The sequence below is a fragment of the Spiroplasma sp. ald genome, from assembly GCF_044714355.1.
Classification (GTDB): Bacteria; Bacillota_I; Bacilli_A; order Mycoplasmatales; family Mycoplasmataceae; genus Spiroplasma; species Spiroplasma phoeniceum.
The window spans coordinates 1-18,981 of sequence record NZ_RXFY01000012.1 but is presented as its reverse complement, the minus strand read 5'-3'; the positions used below and the strand labels follow the sequence as shown (position 1 = coordinate 18,981).

The 18,981-nt window shown below is 25.7% G+C and carries 13 protein-coding genes, 1 tRNA gene and 1 pseudogene; 9 read left to right on the top strand and 6 right to left on the bottom strand.

The features are described 5' to 3' along the window. Positions 1 to 149: 149 nt before the first annotated feature. The 5 genes from EHU54_RS01440 to EHU54_RS01420 form a co-directional block, all read right to left on the bottom strand. A complete protein-coding gene (locus EHU54_RS01440; RefSeq protein WP_400248549.1) occupies positions 150 to 692 on the bottom strand; it encodes a DUF402 domain-containing protein in 543 nt (180 codons plus the stop codon). Positions 693 to 1,097: 405 nt separating this feature from the next. Next, a tRNA-His gene (locus tag EHU54_RS01435) sits at positions 1,098 to 1,173 on the bottom strand. 3,310 nt (positions 1,174 to 4,483) lie between these two features. Then, a complete protein-coding gene (locus EHU54_RS01430) occupies positions 4,484 to 4,783 on the bottom strand; it encodes a lipoprotein (RefSeq protein WP_400248548.1) in 300 nt (99 codons plus the stop codon). Then, positions 4,783 to 5,442, bottom strand: a complete 660-nt coding sequence (locus EHU54_RS01425) for a hypothetical protein (RefSeq protein WP_400248546.1) — start codon at positions 5,440 to 5,442, stop codon at positions 4,783 to 4,785. The genes EHU54_RS01430 and EHU54_RS01425 overlap by 1 nt, the downstream gene beginning before the upstream one ends. Beyond that, positions 5,402 to 6,379, bottom strand: a complete 978-nt coding sequence (locus EHU54_RS01420) for a ribosome-inactivating family protein (protein WP_400248544.1) — start codon at positions 6,377 to 6,379, stop codon at positions 5,402 to 5,404. Before EHU54_RS01420 ends, EHU54_RS01425 begins: the two co-directional genes overlap by 41 nt. Before the next feature lie 72 nt (positions 6,380 to 6,451). Here EHU54_RS01420 and EHU54_RS01415 point away from each other — a divergent pair. The 9 genes and pseudogenes from EHU54_RS01415 to pheT all read left to right on the top strand — a co-directional run. After that, positions 6,452 to 6,556: pseudogene (locus EHU54_RS01415) on the top strand (IS5/IS1182 family transposase); the annotation flags it as partial. A 685-nt stretch (positions 6,557 to 7,241) separates the two neighbouring features. Continuing rightward, entirely contained in the window at positions 7,242 to 8,570 is a 1,329-nt protein-coding gene (locus tag EHU54_RS01410; protein ID WP_400248542.1) for an MFS transporter, read from the top strand. Between the two features lie 33 nt (positions 8,571 to 8,603). Beyond that, entirely contained in the window at positions 8,604 to 9,293 is a 690-nt protein-coding gene (locus EHU54_RS01405; protein ID WP_400248541.1) for a M48 family metallopeptidase, read from the top strand. A 48-nt stretch (positions 9,294 to 9,341) separates the two neighbouring features. Further along, a complete protein-coding gene (locus EHU54_RS01400; protein ID WP_400248539.1) occupies positions 9,342 to 9,710 on the top strand; it encodes a hypothetical protein in 369 nt (122 codons plus the stop codon). A gap of 48 nt (positions 9,711 to 9,758) precedes the next feature. Further along, positions 9,759 to 10,130, top strand: a complete 372-nt coding sequence (locus tag EHU54_RS01395) for an NAD(P)H-hydrate epimerase (protein ID WP_400248537.1) — start codon at positions 9,759 to 9,761, stop codon at positions 10,128 to 10,130. Positions 10,131 to 10,153: 23 nt separating this feature from the next. Then, the gene (locus EHU54_RS01390; RefSeq protein WP_400248536.1) at positions 10,154 to 10,867 is read left to right on the top strand and encodes an NAD(P)H-hydrate dehydratase; all 714 of its coding nucleotides are present in this window, start codon (positions 10,154 to 10,156) and stop codon (positions 10,865 to 10,867) included. 68 nt (positions 10,868 to 10,935) lie between these two features. After that, positions 10,936 to 14,139 carry an FtsX-like permease family protein gene (locus EHU54_RS01385; RefSeq protein ID WP_400248535.1) on the top strand — a complete coding sequence of 1,068 codons (3,204 nt, stop codon included), beginning with the start codon at positions 10,936 to 10,938 and terminating at the stop codon, positions 14,137 to 14,139. A gap of 306 nt (positions 14,140 to 14,445) precedes the next feature. After that, on the top strand, positions 14,446 to 15,483 hold the full coding sequence (pheS, locus tag EHU54_RS01380) for a phenylalanine--tRNA ligase subunit alpha (protein WP_400248533.1): 1,038 nt from the start codon (positions 14,446 to 14,448) through the stop codon (positions 15,481 to 15,483). A 10-nt stretch (positions 15,484 to 15,493) separates the two neighbouring features. After that, positions 15,494 to 17,887, top strand: a complete 2,394-nt coding sequence (pheT, locus tag EHU54_RS01375; protein WP_400248532.1) for a phenylalanine--tRNA ligase subunit beta — start codon at positions 15,494 to 15,496, stop codon at positions 17,885 to 17,887. A 122-nt stretch (positions 17,888 to 18,009) separates the two neighbouring features. Here the strand turns inward: pheT and EHU54_RS01370 are convergent, their stop codons facing one another. Next, positions 18,010 to 18,810, bottom strand: coding sequence for a MurR/RpiR family transcriptional regulator (locus EHU54_RS01370; protein WP_400248531.1), 801 nt, complete (start codon positions 18,808 to 18,810; stop codon positions 18,010 to 18,012). Positions 18,811 to 18,981: the final 171 nt, after the last annotated feature.

Sequence of the window (18,981 nt, the reverse complement as noted above, 5' to 3'; positions counted from 1 at the left end):
AAATAAAAAAGTCATTTTTCGTTGTAGGAAAATATTAAATTTTTAAATAAAAGACATAATTAATTAAAATTATAATTTGCTATTAGTAGTATCTTTTTAAAAATATTTACAATTATTTTAATAGGTTATGCAAGAAGTCTAATAAAACATTATTTAAGTAATTTGGATTTTAATACTAAATATTGTTTCCATAATGTTTCTACACGACTATGTTCAAAAATAAAAAGTTTATTTTTAATTAAATGCTTTAAATTATCAATTTCTGTTCAAATTGCATTAACAATATCACGACTATATTTTCAAGCAATGCGATTTCGATTAAACTCTTTTAAATCTAAAATTTTATAACTACCATCGGCAAAAACTTTAATGTCTAAATCATAATCAATATACTTAATTGTTTTTTGCTCCATAATAAATGATGATGCAATATTACAATAATAATTTATCCCGGTATCTTTAAGCATACAAATAATATTACTTCAATTTTTCCGATTAAAAATCCAGATTGCTGGTTCATTTGTTTTTCATTTTCTACCATTCAATTCTGTAACAGTAACATCTTCATTTACTAAAACAATATATTCTTCTTCTAGTAATAAAACAACTGCTGATTCTCAACTACGGTAAACTGAACCATTATGTTTATAAGCATATACTAAGACACTATCTCCAACTTGTAACGAGTCCATAATGTTACCTCCCACATAATTTACTTTTTTAAAATTACAGCAAAAAAACAACTAAAAATAATACAATAAAAAATTATGTAAAATTATTAAATTTAAATTGCCATAATATTTAATTTTATTTTGATATTAATTACTTTAAAATAAAATGCTATTTTAAATACGTCAACATTTTCATTATATCAGTTGTGTTTATTAAGTAAATAGACAGACTTTAACTAATTAGAAATTTTTTTATTGGAAATAAATTATTTTGGAAATTATAAATTTATATATTGCTTTTTACAAGACCCTATAGTTAAGTAAAAATCTCCCCTATTTGTTTGATAATTTTAATAGGGGAGATATTATGTTAGATTTGATATTTTTTCTTTTTAAAAATAAAAAAACTACTTTTGTAGTTAAAAATGGGGCGGCTGATGGGACTTGAACCCACGAATGCCGGAGCCACAATCCGGAGCGTTAACCTCTTCGCCACAACCGCCATATTTGATTATATAAATAACCTTACTTATTATAACTTAAAACAAAAAAATGTAAATAGAATTATTCCTACATCTTAAAAACATATTTTTTATAACATTAAAATAAATAAGATATTACTTTAAAAAGGATTATTATGTTAATAAATCTTATCATTAATTTTATATTATATATTAGACTTCTTGCATAACCTAGTTATTTTAAAATTCCTATAATTTCTATTTTAAATATATTTTATAGGAATTTTAAAATAACTAGGTTATGCAAGAAGTCTAATAAACAACCAATTAACTCAACTATATGAGCAAATAATGAAACACTTTTTGCGATAAAATTAAAAGATGAAAATAATAATGTTTATTGAAAATTAATTGATGGTGAAAACATTTATGATGTTAATAAAATGTTAGAATACTTAAATCAATATAAATTAAGTTATTTTATGAATAATGATAATAAAGCAGATAATTTTTATACAAAAGAAGTTAAAGTTGGTAAATATTGAGATGCTTATATGATTGATGATAGAAGTTCAATTCAATTTGGTGANGCTAAATTTGAACAAGTATTTACTCAACAATCAACCGAAAGACAATATACTTTATTAATTTTAGATGAAGATGCTGATAAATTAAATATTAATGATTATTATAATTTTTATACTGTATTTAATGACCGTGGTTTAAATATTGGTGGTGGTGATATTAATTCTGCACCCCAAGATAGACAATGATTATATCCATCTAATGTTATTAATTATTATTCACCTTATGATGGTAGTTTCTTATGACAAGAAATAACCTTTTCAAGTATTAATGACAAAATTAGTCATAGTGGTTTGGCAGTAAGACAATTTATTCAAACAAGTGCCCCGGGCGAAGGTTATTGTTTTCCTAAAATAACTTATGATGAAAAATTAAATAAAGGTATTGTTGAATTAGATGATATTTTATTAAAAGATCCAGGGGTTAGAGCAATGGCAGTTAAATTTTATGGTAATCCGATCTTTTTTGATATGCCTGTTATTGGTCGACCAATTATTAAAGGTCAATTTAATAAAAAAGTTATGAATTCACGAGATTTATTAATGTATAACATGTTTCCTGCTCCACATGATAAAATAAATACTTATGCATCACCAGAAGTAAGTTGATATAACATTCAAGGTATTCAACCAACAATGATAACTGGTTATGAAGATTGAAAAAAAGATATGGAAAGTAGATACGACTTTTGAAATCAAAAAAATAGTGAAGGTATTGTTATAACTGATAAAGCAAGTTCAACAGCAACTAATCCTACGGTTGGGACAACTATTAATGAAGAAGATAATAATTCTGAATTTTATTGATCTAAAAGTTGAAAAATAACACCACCAAATAAAATAAAAGTAAATAGTGGAAATGTTGATAATATTATTAGTACGCAAGCATCATCATATTTTAGAAGAAAAGATGAATTTGGTAATACTGTTGGACAAGTTCAAATTGAATATAATAAAATGGGTGCATGTAATGTTTGAGATATTTTAAATATGAATAATTTTATTAATCGCCAAATTACCGTATTACCTTTAAACTATACGCAAAAGTTAGTATTTAATCCTTTTACTATCCCAGGCGGGGTTGGTAAATTCTTAAATTTTATTTCATTTGGTATTCCATGAGGATGAGTTATTAATCAAGATAAAAAAACTTGACCTAATTTTCAATTTCTTAATGGTTTTATGAGTTCTAATGTTTATAGTTTTTATAATGATGCCTTTTGGTCTGAAAAATCAAAAGGAAAAGGTTATTTACCATTTGAAATATTTAGAGAACAAGGAAACGACAAAGTTGGTGCTATATTTGGTGCAAATGCTACTAGTTTAGGTTTTACAACTTTATTAACTGATAAATTTAAAGGGACTGTTTTAACTAATGATGGTAAACCAACCGAAGAATTAGTTTATTCAACTTATAATTTAAAACAATTAAATCCTAAAACTAACCGAGTTTATTTAATTAATGAAAAAACCAAATCAGTTGATGCACAAACACCAGTTAGTGATAGTGAAAAAGATAATAATTGCGAATTCTTACAAACACCTGATGGTACAAATTGTAGTTATATAATTGATATGTTTTCAATNCAAGCATTATATAAAGGTAATTTTGAAATTATCTTTTATGCTGATAACCCATATACNAATAATGAAGAAGATTATTTANGATTATCAGTATGAAGTTTTCGTGGTAAAACAAAAAGTACATTAAACAATTATTTACGTGATATGACAACTAATTATAAAACTAGTTTCTTGCTCCCACATGATTATGAAATACCAACATTTAATTATCCACAATATGTTCTGCCGCCAGTGCCATATAATTATCCAGAGTATACAAAAGATATTATGCCTTCTAATGTAGTACTACCATTAATAACTAAAATTACTGCACCAGCACAATGTAGAAAAGTTAATACTACATTATACCCTGATGTTAATTTGTTCTCTAATGAATTTAATGAAAGTTATTATGAAACTGAAATTGATTTAAAACAAATTGACCCAACAATTCAAAGTATCAGTAAATTTCAAGATGCTTATAAAACAATAGAAATAAGTAATTTAGGTAATTTACAAGTTGAATGTGGACCACCTGAAATAGAAAATTTTATTCCTAATAAAAATGTTAATATTACTTTTGGGGGCGTTTCTGGGTGTACTAATAAAAATCCATTGTCTAGTATAAAATTACTAGAAAGTGGTCGTTCACAAACTGATAAAGTTAATTTTGATAATACAATAACTTTATAATACAGATAATATAAGAGTAAATGATATTAAAACATTTTCTACTGCATATACTAATGGATTACCAAGTTATGATGATTATTTTAACAAATATATATCAAAAAATGAATTAACTATTAGAGTTTCTTTTACACTTAAATCAACAAAATTATCTAATAGTGATTTAAGTTTTGGTAATGACAAAGATATTGTATTAGATGTTTCTAATCCAAATGTATTAGGTATTAGAAACAAAAGTAATAGTCCTGTCAAAATTACAATTAAACCAAGATAAAAATGAAAAAGAGATTATTAAATCTCTTTTTCTATTCTCCATTAACTTTTACATTACCTTTATCATCAACAATTAAGTCAGGTCCAGTATCAGCTAAATTTCAACAATAAACTGATTTAAAATATGAACCATCATCGGCATATAAAGTATTATTTGTATTAATAATTCAGTCTTTAATTAATAATATATAATAACGAAATCGTGGCGGTTTAAAAATAAGACTATATTTAACATAATTATCTATTTTTTTTCATTATTTGTATCATTTAAAAATTTAATAATTCTTCAAGCATTATTTTTATTACCACGCCATACCACATAATAATATTTATTATCAATATTATTAAATGGTCTTTCTTGTGGTGCTATTCATTCTAAATTATCTCTAATAGTTTGGTTCTTTGTATTTATTTTGTTTTTTTCTTTTAAATTTGCTAATTCTTGTGGTGTATATTCTTGTGGTGTATTACAAGCAAATAAACTTGTTGTGCTTGTTCCAATTAAAGTGATTGCTCCTAAAAGACTTAATATTTTTTTCATTAATTATATAATTTAATTCCCTTACCAATATTCATTCAAATTGTTCCACCTTGAGGAAATATAACATAATTTTTTGCGAATTGATGTGTTAAAATTTGTAAATAATATTCGTTATCTTCTCAAAAAAATGTAAATCCTATTTTTTGCGAAACAATTAGATGATTAGGGTTAATACTTTGTAAATAATAAAATTTATCATAATTCTTTATTTCATTTTGATTATTTTTATTTATTTTTACATTTTTTATAATATCTTTAAAATTTTTATTTTTAATAAAATTGACTATGCTAGTTCCATAATATGAATCATTTCCAAGGCTTGCATATGTATTATTTTCTTTTTTATCTAAAAAAAACATTATTTTATCAAAATCTAAAGGATTTGTTTTGCCTAAATTCAATTGAAATATTTGTGTCACTTCTATTTCATGACCATTATCACCATTATAATTGTATTGTATATTAGGAGAATCTTTAGTTTGTTCATCAAAATAAAATTTTTCTGGCATTTTTTTAAAAAATTTATTATTTTTTATGTCTTGTTTTCAAATATTAGTTAAAAAATTACAAGTTTGTTTTAAATTATTAATATCTCGTTTTTTATCAGAAGTATATTTTCTACAACCTTCATAAAAAGAAAAAGCACCTAACAAAGACAATATTTGTAATTCTATTTTCTGGATTGTTTATACTAAAACTATTAGGATCTCTGTATAAATCAACAAGTCTTCTAGAATTTCTATCTCAATTTGTTACAATAGGTTCAATATTTGTTGTTCAATTTAATGAACTGTTATTTTCAATAAGATTATTTGAAATTAAATTAAAAATACTATCAAATCTTAAAGATTCTGATGTTACTAGAATAGCAGCACCAAGTGCTGGTCTAAGTAAATTATTATCTTGCGTTCTGTGATAATTAATACCATAATTAACTATTGTTTCGAAAGAATTTACTATAGTTTGTCAATTAAATTGTCTAAGACCTTGCGATACGCTTAATTCTCTATAAGTACCCAAAAAACCTAAATTAACATTTTGAATATTTAAACTACTACTATTAGGATATACTGTTAAATTATCATTAAAAGTATTTTGTAAATCAATACTAAAATGATAATAAACATCATTTACTCTAAAACCTTGTAAATAAAAATCTCTTGATCTAAAAATCAGTTCAAGACTATATGATTGTCCTTCATTTACATTTACAGGAATAATAAAATAATTGTAATTATTATTTGATATATTTCTATTTATAGAATATTGAAAAGAAGTAGGTTCAACTGGATTTTCAAAAACTGTCTCAATTATGTTATTTTTTAATAAAAAAGTCATAATTTCAGCTATATTTGACTGATATTCTTTATATTTATCATTTTTATTAATTTTTAATGTTCCTTCTCATCTTGAAAAAATATTATTTCTACTTTGCCGTTTATTTCTAATTAAATTTTCTACATTATTATTTGTTTGTGAATAATTAATATTACTATTTATAGTTTCTTCTTTTTGATAAGGACTAGCAGCAATAACTGTTGGGACAGCAGTTCCACTAATTGTTAATACACTTAATAAACTTAGTAATTTTTTCATTACTGTATTTCTCCTTTTCTTAATAGACTAGTTTCAAAAATGAGAATTATTATTGAAAATATNTTTGCTATTCTTAAAAAATTTAAAATTATTACAGAAAAATATCGTAATCATAGAAAACGATTTAGTTTAAGATTTAATTTAATTGCTTCAATTTATAATTTGCAATTATTATAGATAGCATAGAAGATGTATTTAAAATTAAATAATTTAAATAAAAAAGTCATTTTTCGTTGTAGGAAAATATTAAATTTTTAAATAAAAGACATAATTAATTAAAATTATAATTTGCTATTAGTATCTTTTTAAAAATATTTACAATTATTTTAATAGGTTATGCAAGAAGTCTAATATATTAAAATATNAAATATNAATTAACAAAACTATTAACTTTCAATTGTTTCAGAATAATAATTAAAAATAATTCCCTTGTCTATTTCATAAAAAACAAACTAGTCTGTAAAATGATTTGTGATACAAATATGTCCATTCTTTTTTTATCCTTTAAACTAAGTAGCAAATCAATTTTTAATAAACATAATATATATACCTTGAATTATTTAATTATTTCTGAACAAATATAATTATCAAAATAATAAACATTACCCTGAGTGAAAGTTGTGTTACAATTATGTGAAGTGATACTAGTTTTAATTTAAAACTAGTATCTTTTTTATTTTTAAAATTTTAAATTGTTTTTTCTGTTGGATTTTGTTTTAATTAAAATGATAAATAACAAACGATTTTTACATTTTATTATTGGTTTTGATAGAAATAGGGTATAATTACGGTATATACCTAAATAAAATATATGTATGTAATATATGTATGGTTTTTTATGGTTAAAAGATAGGTGAAAAAAATGGAGAAATTACGTAGAGTGTCATTAACTTTCTTAACAATTGGCGGAATTTTTAGTGCGTTACTGTTCGGAATATTAATTATGCTAGCAAATAAAATTAATAATCAAATGTTCCTTTATAATTCTGCAGATATGCTATTACACGATATTGCTCTTTTAGTTTTACAGTTTTCAAATATGACAGTATATCATAATGTGATGGCAAACCCAGAATTAGTTGGGGGGATTTTAATTGGAATTTCTAGTTTTTTAGTATTGCTGTATTTAATTCCAAATTATTTATCAAAAAATAATGGTTATAAAATTTTTGGCATAAGTGGTGCTTTTGTTATTGGATTAATATCTTGCATTTTATTAACAATGGCTGTTGTGCTTGCTGGTCAACCAATAAGTGCTAAAACTGGTTTAAATATTTTTAAGTTAAATTTACCAATTAATTCAGGTTTTATTTTGCTATTTATTGGACCAGTCTTAACCTTCTTTGGTAGTTGCTTTGCAATAGCTTATTATCATACAACACGAAAAGCAAAATCATTAACACAAGATCAAAAAAATCGTTTAACAGCAATTAATTTTGAAACTGGTAAAATTGGTTCTCGTGGGTTAACACCACAAAAAGAAATGGTTAATCAAGCTGAACTTACTCCTATTGAAAAAACAAAAACTCCTCTTAACAACAAATCAGTTGCAACAACAAATGATTTAAAAGCAAAAATGGCATTATTGAAAGCAAAAATGGCTCGGAATGCTCTTTTACATGAGCAAGGTGAAGCACATCTTGTTCCAGAGGAAGAAGATAATAATTCTGATAATTCAAAACCAACAATTCGTGTTGGTGCAGAAGGCCAATATTTACGCACAATTAAAGAGGGTGAAGGAATTGTTGATGAATCACCAGCAGGATTACTTATTGAACAAGAAGGTGACTTTGTGAAAAAAGGTGATATTATTAAACATCGTGATTATTCAGTTCCTATTTTTAGTACGGAAACTTCGTCTTCAAAAGGAAATTTCAATGCCTATGATTCAATTATTATTCCAAAATCAAAACAACATATGTCATTAGATAAAACAGAATTAGCAGAAAGAATTGGTTCGGTTCCAAAACCAAGTGGTAAGCAACGCATTAATCCCAATGCCCGTGTTGATAGTTCTTATGATGGTAAAGTTTTTTTAGGTGATATTGATAAAATTTGAACAGCAGGAAAAAAATACCGTGAAGATATTACAAAAAAACCAGCAACTAATAATTCTTTACAATCATCGGATTTACACCATAATTTTGAGAATGAAAATGAAAATGATGATAAGATAGATGATAATAATTAATTCATCCATATTTATGATAGGGGGAGGAATAGCATGGCATTGGAAAAAGTGCTACCATATCAGGGCAACTTAATTAAATATGATTTAATTATTAAAGAACAGAAGAATATTGTGTTGAATGTTAATAATGGCAAAATTAAAGTATCAGCCCCTAGTTATGCCCATGATTGGGAAATTGAAGCTCTAATTTATAAAAATATTAAAAAAATTATTACGGTAATTAATGTTCACGATAATTATCGAAAGATTGTCATTAATCTAAACGGAACAGGTTATGTTTATGTTTTTAATGAAAAATATCCGTTGCAATTAATCAATGAAAATATTCATACAAAAATTATTAATCGACAATATTTTTTATTAAAAGATGCTGGTAGTTATGATAAAAATGTTAAAAAGTTACACCATTTTTTAAAACAAAAATTTAGTTATAAATTTGAACATTTATTAAATAAATGAGCAACAATAATGAATTTATCTTATAAAAATTTAACAATTAAAGCAATGGTTCGTAAATGAGGTGTGTGTTATCCACAAACGGAAAAAATTGTTTTAAATACAAAGTTAATTCATTTTGATCCGACAGTATTGGAATATGTAATTATTCATGAATTATCACACTTAGTTCATCATAATCACTCTAAGGCGTTTTGATATCATGTTGAAAAATATATGTTAAATTATCGTGAAAAAGTTGAAATTTTAAAAAAATCAGGAATTTAATATGGTTTTCTTTTTAATTTAACATAAATAAGTAAGGAGTTAAGAAATATGCTTTATATTAGTAATCAACAAGACACTAAAAATCTTGAAAATTTTATTTCTAATCAATTTGATATTTCAGCAGTTAAATTAATGGCGAAAGCAGTCGAGGGTTTATTTCATCATTTGAATTTAGCAGTTCATAGTTTTTTAATTTTAGCTAACATTGGTAATAATGGTGGGGATGGTTTTTGTTTAGCAAAATTAATTAGTGATTATGATGGAACAAAAAAGACCCATATTCATATTTGCACTGATAAAAAAACCTTTGATACTGCTAAAACCCCAGAAGTGGCATATTATTATTCATTAGTTAAAAAGTTGCGAAATGTAACAATGACCTTTCTTGATGATAATATTGAGGCAGTAATTTTATAAACTGATATTATTATTGATTGCATTTTTGGTATTGGTTATCATGGAAAAATGCCACCTGCCATTGCTGAAATTATTAAAAAAGTTAATGAAAGTCAAAAATATGTTTTAGCATGTGATATTCCAAGTGGAATTGAAAATGATAGTGCAACAATTCCAACAATTGCAATTAAGGCTAATAAAACTGTTACTTTTTTTACTTATAAATCAGCTTTTATTAATTATGATATTATTCCTTATTTAGGAAAGGTTGTTGTATGACAATTGGGGTTTCATCAGCAAGAAATTAATAGGATTTGCGCGAAATTAATTGATAACAACTTATTTTATACGGATAGTGTCCAATTACATTCCCGCTCACTAATTTCACACAAAGGCATTTATGGAAATTTACTTATTTTTGCTTCAAGTTTAGAATATTAAATGCTGGGACTTTAGTTGCTAATATGGCATTAAATGCTGGAATTGGCTTAGTAATTTGAACATTATCCCCAGAATTATTAGGAAAAACCAATAATACTGCTCCAGAAATTACGTTTTGTGATGCTTCTGATCGAACTCGAATTTTAGATTTATTAACAAACAAAGTTAATGTAGTTGCCTATGGAATGGGAAAAGGAAAAACAGAACAGACATATAATACTTTAAATTATATTTTAGAGAATTATAAAGGATCAATTGTTGTTGCTGATGGAATTAATGTTCTAGATGTGCCATTATTACGGAAATTACGTGGACGAGCAATTTTAACACCCCATGCATTTGAATTATCACGTTTAATTAATAAAAGTGTGCCAGAAATTTTAAGTAATCAAATTAATATTGCAAAAGAATTTGCTAATAAGTATAAAATTGTTGTTTTAAAAGGATATCAATCAATTATTATGGATGGTAATCGCGTGTATATTAACGGTACCGGTAATCCATATATGGATGTTGCTGGTATGGGTGATACGCTAACTGGTTTAATTGCTAGTTTAGTTGGTCAAGGTTATGAATTGTTTGAAGCAGCAATTGTTGGAACGTATTTACAAAGGTTAGCTGGTGATGAAATTTCACAATACAAAAAACCCGTGTTACCAACAGACATTATTGATCAAATTAGTTTTGTTTTAGCAGAGCTTATTGGAAGTGACGATTCGCTTAATTTTAAAAAATAGTTATTTTGGTTATTTCGGTAACTTTTGAATTTGTTATAATTGATTAAAATGAAAAATGGAGAATAATAATGCGCCAAATTTTAAAAAGTTATTTAAAATCATATTTTAAAAATTGAATTGAAGCCGGAGGTTTAATTCTTTTTATTATCATTATTATTGCAACAATTGCCGGAATTTTATCAGGTGCTTTACAATATAAAATAAAATATAATGATTTAGTATATACATCTGAACAATGAGATTATAATTTTAGTGTTGAAGATTATAAACCTAATTTTATGGAAGATTATTATTTACATAATAAGTTTATTGATAAAAATAAGCAAGAAATTAATGTTACAGGAGTTCCCCAAGCAATTTTAAATGAAAACAGTAGTTGGTGAAAAACAACAAAAAGTGTGTGTGGTACTCTTGCAAGTCCAGAATTACAGCAAATTTGTTCAACAAGTCAAATTATTACTAAATTAGCGAAAGTTGTGCAATATCGAGGAATGAAGCAAAATATTGATGGTGTTAATCCGATTGGCTATCTTTATTTTAAAAAATTTAATTGAAACCAACCAAAAGAAATAGTAACACGGTTATTACGACAAAAAACTTTGCCAGAATATTCTGTTGGTGTTTTTGAGGCTATTTCTTTTAAACAAGGAAGCGGTTCAAATTATACTTTAAAGATTACTCCTGCGGTAGTACAAAATCTAGAACAGACAGCCGCCGTTAATTTTAACCAATTGAAATTATACCAAGGACAGTTGCCAACAGTAGATAATGAAGCGGTTGTTAGTAGTTTATTTGCAGAGCAAAATCATTTAAAAATTGGAGATATTTTTCCAGTCATTCCAAACAACCCAAATTTTAATTTAAAAATTATTGGAATTGGAAATAATTTAGATAATTTTATTAAGCGGACAAGTTTAAAAATTAATAGTAGCAATGATATTCGAAAATACGGTGTATTATTTACAACTGAGCATTTCCAAACTCAATTGCAGGATGCAAATGTTCGTGGTGAGTTAGGAAATATTACTTTAAATCCAAGTCAAAAAATTTTAATTAAATTAAATTCAACAAATGCAATTTTAACTTTAAAAGAAAATTTAGCACATGGTTATATTAATCCAACAGCAACTTTAATTCCATATGAAAATAGTGATATTGCAATGCAAACGCAAAATATTAATATTCAAATTATTTTGTATAGTGCAATTGGTTCGGTGCTGTTATTTTTAGGTTTTATTTTTATTAATTATACAATGAAAAAAGAGATGAATAAAACTCGTCGTCAAATTGGAATTTTTAAAGCTTTTGGTTATCAAACAACGGAATTATCATGAATTTTTTCAACAAAGTTTTTTGTCACGATGCTATTTGGTATTATCTTAGGATATTGTGTTAGTATTCCTATTCAGTTATATGTTAATACATTATATACAACAGGATTATTAATTCCATTTAAATTAATTTATGTTTCCTGATGATTTATGCTAATTTTGTTTTTAGTTATCCCCATCTTTTTTACTACTTTATCATTTTTATTTACAATGAGTTATTTAAAAAAACCAAGTTTAGTATTAATTAATGGTGCTGGAAAAATGCATTTTTATGGTTTAATAATTGGGATTAAAAAAATTTTTAGTAAAACAAGTTTCTTGTTTCGAATTCAATTAGCATTTACTTTAAAAGGATTTTGAAAATGAATGATTGTAATGTTTATTTTCTTTATTTCTTCATTACTCTTTATCATTCAATTTAATGCATCTGATATTTTTCAACAAATTGTTTATTCGTTTAGTAATGTTTATCAAAAAGATGTTGACCATCGCTTCCAATTTCCAAGTTTATTAACAATGGTAACAAGTCATCGAACTCCAACAGGAGAAGAAAAATTAAAATTAATAAATAATAATCATTTTCGAGTGTTACCAACAAGTAATGTTGAACAAACCCAAGCTGTTTCATTAGAAAAATTTAATGAATTAGCAACAGCGATTCATCATAATCCGATGGATATAGAATTATGACAAAAACTCTTTCTTTATCAGCCAATTTATCAGTCAGTTTATTTAACTGATTTAATTCAAGTTGTTAAAGATATAACAAATATAACAGTAGGAAATTTACCAGATTGAGGAAAAAATATTGTTAATTTAAGTAATCTGATTGACCAGACACATATTAAGACAGTTGTTAGTTTTAATACATTGTATTATAATCCTCAAACAGAATTGCCAGTTCTTAATTTAGCTGTAACTCCAAGTAATCGTGAAACAGCAGTAATTAGTGATCTTAATTTAAAAGGGATTGAACCAAATACTTGGACAAATTTTTATCAAATGGAAGGTGTTAACAAAATGGTTATTAACGAATTGTTTGCAGCACCATTAACAAGAACACAAATTCCTGCAATTATTTCAGAAAAAATAGCTAAATTAAATAATTTAAAAATTAATGACACTTTTGAATTTACTGTTAAAAATGTAAGATCTCCGTATAATATATCAATTGTTGTAAAGGGAATTAATAAAAATGATACAACACGAAGCAATGTTTTTATTAATGCTAATACTATTCGGTTTTTATTTTATGATTTTAACAAAAAACCAGTCCCAAATGATTTTTATGATGGAGTTATTTCTAAGGAAAAAATGATTTATGATAAGATCAACCCAAAAGAATTGCTAATGGGGAAACAAGATTATAAGATTACATTGCAAAACTTAACAATTAATATTTTTAACCATGATATTACAGATAATTTAGGAAAAATTATGACAACAATAACTAGTGATGGTAGTGATATTAGTATCTTTACGGGTCCAAATAATGTTGAATTAATTACCTTGCAAAAATTATTAGCATCGGCAGGCTTGGGGATGTTAAATGATTCATTGTTAATTTTACAAATATTAAATGGAATTATTATTTTCATTATTTTAGCAATTATTACTTCTTCGGTAATTGATGAAGCTAGTTCAGTTATTTTAACAATGCGAGCCTTAGGATATAAACCACGGCAAGTAAACTTTATTGTAATTGGTAATTATGTTCTTGGTGTTTTATTTACCTTCTTCCTGGCATATGTTATTTCCTTACTAATTTGGTACTTTGCTGTTAACATTATTTTAGAACAGTTTAAATTTGTTATTAATTTACCATTAAATTGACAAACACCATTAAAAGTTGGAACTATTATTAGTATTATTTTAGTTCTATCATGACTATTATCTATGTATTTAGTAAAAAAACAAAAACTAAATGAATTAACTGAGTAAAATAGGTTATAATAAAATTATAAAATTTCAGATTAAATCGTTGATTTAGGAATAGTAATTAATATGCTTATCGTCAGAGAGGTTATGATTGGTGCAAATAACTGGTGAGATATTAAAGAATTCACCTAATGAGAGCTGCTAATCCCAGCCGGATTATTTAATATAAATGATTCGTTAACTGTAATTAAGACTATTTATTAGTAAAAAAAGGATGGTACCGTAAAAAATTGCTCCTTGTTTATATTTTTTTAATATAGACAAGGATTTTTCTAACTTAATTAGACTTCAGCAAGAAAGGATTAAACAATGGAAAAAGAATTAGACTTATTATTTACCCAAGCAACAAAAAACATTAAAGCAGCAAAAACAGTGGCGGAAGTTAATGCCGTTCAATTAAAATATTTAGGGAAAAAATCAATGTTGAATGATTTATTGAAAAAAATGAAAGATTTGACACATCAAGAACGTTTAACAATTGGTCAAAAAACAAATCAAATTAAAGGAGAATTAACTGAATTATGTCAAGTTAAAAAAACCGAATTAGAAAATGCTTTATTAATTGCGACAATTGAACAAGAAAAAATTGACTTATCATTACCAGGATATAATTTAGTATTAGCAACAAAGCATCCATTAAACCAAGTTATTGATAAAATTTCGCAATTATTTCAAGAATTAGGATATGATATTGTGTTTGGAACTGAAGTTGATGATGATGAATATAATTTTCAACGCTTAAATTTACCATTAGGACATCCAGCTCGTGATATGCAAGATACATTTTATTTGTCTAAAAACACATTATTACGAACACACTGTACCAATATGACAGCCCGTGCAATTTCACAGATGAAAAGTAAAAATGAAATAATTGCAATGATTTCAACTGGAAATACTTATCGCCGTGATGATGATGATGCTACACATTCACATCAATTTATGCAAGTTGATGGGTTTTTAGTTGCCCCAAATATCACTTTTGCTAATTTAAAATGAACAATTCAATACTTTTGTCAACGGATGTTTGGTGAAGCAACACAAATCCGTTTACGGCCAAGTTTTTTTCCATTTACAGAACCATCTGTTGAAGTTGATGTTACTTGTGTTAATTGTCAAGGTAAAGGTTGTTCAATTTGCAAGCAAACTGGTTGAATTGAGATTATGGGCTCTGGGATGATTAATCCGCTTGTTTATCAAGCATGTGGACAAGAACCAACATTAACTGGTTTTGCCTTTGGCATTGGGATTGAACGAATTGCGATGTTAAAATATGGGATTGATGATATTCGTCGTTTTTATACAAATGACATCCGCTTTTTAGAACAATTTAAGAAATTTGATTAGGAGGTTTAAAATGATTATTACAAGAAGATGATTAAATAAATATATTGATTTTACTGATATTAGTAATGCTGATATTGTTGCTGCTTTAAATAGTTTAGGGTTTGAAGTAGAACGTACTCATAATTTTGATCGTAATAGTAATATTGTTTGTGGTCGAATTCAAGTTGTTAATGAAATTCCTGATACGCATTTAAAGTTTTGTCTAGTTGATACAGGACAAGAATTAGTTGATCCAATTGTTTGCGGAGCTAGTAACCCAGCGGAAAATGGATATGTTGTCGTTGCTCGTCCAGGGGCAGTGTTAGCCGATGGCACAAAAATTGCAAAACGTGAAATTAAAGGATATGCTTCGGAAGGAATGATGTGTTCATTAAGTGAATTAGGAATTGCTGAAAAATATTTAACGCCAGCCGAACAAGATGAAATTATTTTAACTTTTAATGAAAAAGAAGGTTCATATGATATGATTGGTGCTGAAGATGTTTTAACTAAAATTGGTTTAACTGATTATTTGTTTGAGATTGATTTAACATTAAACCGCAGTGATTGCTTAAGTGCTTATGAATTAGCCCGTGAATTAGCCCGCTATTTTAAACGTGAATTATTTCCGTTAGAATTAGAATCAACAGAAAATTTAAAAGAATATCAAAATCCATTAAAAGTAGAAATTGCAACATCAGCAGTTGAATCAGCAATTAGTGTTAATATTAAATTAACGCTGGAAAAAACTCCGCTAAAATTATTAGATCGAATTTGGTTAAAAATTAATGAATATCAATCAAATGTAGCAGATCCATTTGGTGATTTAGCAATTAAAGCAACCCTTGAAACAGGGCAACCATTATTACTTTATGATTTTAATAAAATTAAAAACCCTTTAAAAATTACTGATGATTATGAAAATAAAACTTTTAATATTAAAAAAGGTGATTTAATAGTTCTTGATGGGAATGAATTTGTAGAATTAATTGGTGTTCGCGTTAATCCGACTTATGCTATTAGTGCTATAACAACGGAGATAACAGTGTTAGCACTCCATTTAAGTCATATTATAATGCGTCAACAACAACGAAAAGTTGGTATTAGTAACATTAATTTACAACGTTATATCAAACCCCTTAGTTATGCTACTGTTGGATTAGGATTATCACGTTATTTGTATTTATTAAAAATTAATGGTTTTTTAGCCGAGTTATCAGTTTTAAACTTTATTAAAGAATATAAGAAAACAGTTGAGCCAATTAACATTACTTTACTTGAGATTAATCAATTTATCGGTCATTCTTTTACCTTATTAGAAATTAAAGCTTTATTAGAACCATTAGCTTTCCAATTTAAAACAGAAGGTGAACAATTATTTGTGACACCACCAGTAACTCGTACCGATATTTTTCAGAAAGCTGATTTGATTGAAGAAATTGCCCGGTTATTTGGTTATAATAACATTGTTGCTCAACCACCAGTTTTACCAAATTTAGTTAAGGCTAAACGTCCTACTGAAAAAACAATTAAAAATTTTGAAACTTTTTTTTTAAATAATGGTTTTTATCAGGCAAAAACATATGCGCTAGTTAAACAAGAAGAAATTACTCATTTTAACTTTTTTAATTATCAAAAACCATATCAATTACTATCGCCATTATCGGAAGAACATGCTGTAATGCGGTTAAGTTTAACAAATAGTTTATTAAACAGTGTTAAATATAATAATGCTCGAAATCAAAAAAATGTTAAGTTATTTACTGTTGAAAAAATTTATGTAAATGAGAAAAGTTATTATCATGGGGCATTTGTAAGTCAAGCAGGAATTGTTCAAAATAAAATAACAGGCGATAGTCTTTCTAATTCGTATTATTATATTAAAAGTTTATTGGAAGTTTATTTGCAAAGTGAACAAATTGATATTGATGAATTATCATATCAATCAGCACCAAAAAATAAAATTTACCATCCTTATCAAACTAGTCATGTTTTTTTAGGAAAACAATTATTAGCAATTATTGGTGTGATTCATCCTAGTTATCAAAAAGAAGTTGATTTAAAAAGTACAACTTATTTTGGCGAAATTAATTTTGAAGTAATGTTTAATTATCCGCATAAGAAACAAACATTTTTCACACCGCCTTCTAAATTTAGTACAAGTAGTCGTGACATTTCAATTTGAGTACCAGTAACAGTAACCTACGAACAAATTAAGAAAAAGATTTTAACAGGAGTTAAAAATGTTGTTGCAATAGAAGTGATTGACCAGTATTTTGATCATAAAGAAATGCCTAATCATGTTGCTTTAACAATTAGTTTTACATTTAATGATATGGCAAAACAGCTAACTGAAACAGATATTAACCAACAATTTGAACAAATTAAAATGAATTTGAAGAAATTACAATTACAAATTCGCTAGAAAAAAAATTTATGTATTTGAGGATTAAGGTAATTTATGAACACTAAATCTTAATCCTTTTAATTAGAACTTGCTTTATTTTTTATATAAAAAGAACATCTTTTGAAACAGATGTTCACTAGTTATTTTATTTTTTTAATATATTCGTGTCATTCATCAATGGCTGCATAATAATCTTGATATTCTTCATTATGAGTAGGATGATATTTTGCAATTAACATTCCAAAAACAATATTAATTAGCATCAACTGTGAAACATAACGGGGATTATCAACATAAAAATTTAGAATTTCAGTATTCTCTAAGGTTAGTTTTTGTAAATTAGGTGATCCTTTATATTCTTTATTAATTGTTAATAAAATAATTTTAACATTTCGTTTTGTTGCAATTTCAATTAGGAAATGATATTCAGCATCTTGTAAGCTTTTTGAAATTAAAATTAATAAATCATTTTCACTAAGAGTTTCAATTAATTGAATTGTGGCATAATAATTAACAAGATAAGTTGAGTTATATTTTAAAACATTTAAGTGTAAATTTAAATTTTCGCAAATTAAAGTATGGCGACTAATTCCCCAGATAACAATTCCTTCACTCGTATGAATTGTATCAATGAATTTTTCTAATTGATTAACTTTTAAATTTCGATAAGTTTCATATAATGCATAAGTATGCAGTTTATAAATATTATCAATAATATTATGGAGAGTTGTCTCATTTTCTTGTATATCAAATTCCTTGATATTATTATACTTTCCAGCAACTCATACTTTAAATTTACTATAATTTTCAAACCCCAATTTTTTAATTAAACGACTTAAGGTAGAAGTATTGATGAAAAGACTATCTGCTAATTCGTTAATAGTTAACTCTAGAACACTCTGAATGTCATTATTTAATTTTTCAATTAATTGAATTTGCAAATCAGTTAATTGGTTTTTTTTCGTATGTTATGATTTTCATTTTGGCTCCTCATTTTTTTACAGCACATTTATAATAGACTTCTTGCATAACCTATTAAAATAATTGTAAATATTTTTAAAAAGATACTAATAGCAAATTATAATTTTAATTAATTATGTCTTTTATTTAAA